Raw genomic sequence first — 2392 nt, forward strand, 5'->3', positions numbered from 1 at the left:
CGCGTGCCATCCGGCGTGCCGGTGTCGAGGCGCTGTCGTTCCGGTTCCCATATTTTCCGCCATTCGGGCGCAACCGGGTTGCTCCGCCAAGGCGCTTCGCTCCAGGTCATTGGCGAAGTATTGCGCCACCGCAGCATCGACACCACCGCCTTGTACGCCAAAGTCGACATCGGACTATTGCAGCAAGTCATCAGGCCGTGGCCGGGAGCGACATCATGCTAAAGGACGCGCTTGATACCTATTTGGCTGTTCGCCACGCGGCCGGTTTCGCTCTCGTCGATGACGAACACCGCCTCCGAGGCTTTGTCCGCTTCGCCAGTGCGCAAGGAGACACCGTCATAGTCGCCGCGACGGCCATCGCCTGGGCAGGGCAAGGGCGGTCGGAATCGCAACGCAGCAACCGTTTGAAGATGGTCATCCGCTTTGCGCGGTTTGCTCATGCTACCGATGGTCGCCACGAGATCCCGCCGCAGGGCGTGTATTGTGCGCGGCGGCAGCGGCCAACCCCCTATCTGTATACCGAGAACGAAATCCAGGCGCTGATGGCGCAAGCGCTGCACCTTGGTCCGCCAGGGACGCTACGGGCGCAGACCTACAGCACCTTGATTGGCCTGCTGGCCGCGACCGGGCTGCGTATTTCCGAAGCCATCAGCCTCCATTTCCAGGACATTTCCGCTGACGGCTTGGTGATCCGCAACACGAAGTTTAAAAAAAAGTCGGCTGGTGCCGTTGCACTCGACGACCCAGGCGGCACTGGAGCGATATCTGGTCGAACGCCGCCGAGTTGCCACCAATGATGACCATATGTTCCTCTCGACACAGCTCGGTCCATTGAGTCTCGACGCAGTGTATCCGACATTCCACAAACTCCTGTCAGCCTGCGGTCTTCCCCGCCAAGCAGGGCAGCCGAGGCCCCGGCTGATCGATTTTCGTCACACCTTTGCGTCGAATGCGCTGATAGCTTGCCCGCATGCTCGCGACCACATTGGGAGCCACATGCTGGCACTGATGACCTACCTTGGTCACGCAGTCCCAAGCAGCACGTACTGGTATTTGGAAAGCTCGCCACGATTGATGGAGGATATCGTCGACGTATGCGAGCGCTTGTTCGAGGAGCAAACGCCATGACACCGATCGCCCCCCATATCACCGCCTTTTTGCGCGAACGCCTTCCCCTGCAACGTGGCGCGAGCGAGCACACTTGCGACAGCTATGCCTACGCCTTCCAGTTGCTGTTCGAGTTTGCCGGCAAGCGACTGCGGCTTACGCCATCGGCGCTAAGTCTTGAGCAGATCGACGCCAAATTGGTGATGGACTTCCTGCAACACCTTGAAACCGAGCGCCACAATGGCCCGCGCACGCGTAACGCCCGCTTGGTGGCGATCAAGTCCTTCATGCGCTTTATCGAGCATCGCGTGCCGGCGCTGCTGGAACAAAGCCGGCGCATTTTGGCGATCCCGGCGAAGCGCACCGATTCCCACTTGATCAGTTATTTGTCGATGGATGAGATGCAGACCGTTCTCAATGCGCCGGATCTCCAGCGCCACGACGGCATCCGCGACCGCGCTATGCTCCACCTATGCTTCTCCGCCGGGTTGCGCGTTTCGGAACTGGTCAACCTGCCGATAAATGCGATCGAGTGGCAACCATCGCCCAATGTGCGGATCATGGGCAAGGGCCGTCGGGAACGTTTGCTCCCACTCTGGAAGCAGACTTGCGTGGATTTGCGCGCGTGGTTGGCGGTGCGCGGTCCGGCGCCGGCGACGGAGTTGTTCGTTAATGCGCGCGGCCAGCCGCTAACTCGATCCGGCTTCGAGTACATTCTCAACAAATACGTTCAGACGGCCGCCGAACGATATCCCGTGCTTAAGCAACGGCACATCTCGCCGCACAGCCTGAGGCACAGCGCCGCGATGATGGTGTTGCAGGCAACGGGGGATATCCGCAAAGTCTCGCTCTGGCTCGGCCATGCAGACATCCAGACGACCGAAATTTACTTGCGGGCGGACCCAACAGAAAAGCTGGATGCAATGAGCGCCGTTGTGCCGCTCTCACTAAAAAAAGGACGGTTCCGGGCGCCAGACAAACTGATCGCCTCGCTGCGGGGCGCTTGAATATGCTGAGCGATGGGAGCCGACATGGCCGTCAGCACAAGGCTCCCACGCCTGCAATTCTGCATATTCCTGGACTCTGCATATCGCCGAAAACTCCGTCATCCCCCGCCGCCCACCACGAGCGCATCAAGGTCCAGGTCGATCACCTTGGTGTCGATGTGGAACGTGTAGTGCCCGTTCCACATCGGTGATTCCGCCCGCCGTATCCTTCATTTCCTTGTCACGGAGCCCGGCTGCTCACAGGCCAAGTTCGCTGTGCGAACCGAGACGGACGAGCT

Annotated in this window: 2 protein-coding genes and 1 pseudogene; all 3 read left to right on the forward strand. The window is 60.2% G+C overall.

Annotation, left to right across the window (positions count from 1 at the left end):
* The first annotated feature begins 21 nt into the window (after positions 1–21).
* The 3 genes and pseudogenes from E4Q23_RS23065 (at position 22) to E4Q23_RS23075 (ending at position 2114) form a co-directional block, all read left to right on the forward strand.
* On the forward strand, positions 22–222 hold the full coding sequence (locus tag E4Q23_RS23065; RefSeq protein WP_336511767.1) for a tyrosine-type recombinase/integrase: 201 nt from the start codon (positions 22–24) through the stop codon (positions 220–222).
* A gap of 320 nt (positions 223–542) precedes the next feature.
* A pseudogene (locus E4Q23_RS25455) lies at positions 543–1128 on the forward strand (tyrosine-type recombinase/integrase).
* Positions 1125–2114, forward strand: coding sequence for a tyrosine-type recombinase/integrase (locus tag E4Q23_RS23075; protein ID WP_169068653.1), 990 nt, complete (start codon positions 1125–1127; stop codon positions 2112–2114). The pseudogene E4Q23_RS25455 and the gene E4Q23_RS23075 overlap by 4 nt, the downstream one beginning before the upstream one ends.
* Positions 2115–2392: the final 278 nt, after the last annotated feature.

Origin of the sequence: Candidatus Accumulibacter phosphatis (assembly GCF_012939955.1) — a bacterium.
In the GTDB taxonomy this organism is placed as follows: Bacteria; Pseudomonadota; Gammaproteobacteria; order Burkholderiales; family Rhodocyclaceae; genus Accumulibacter; species Accumulibacter delftensis.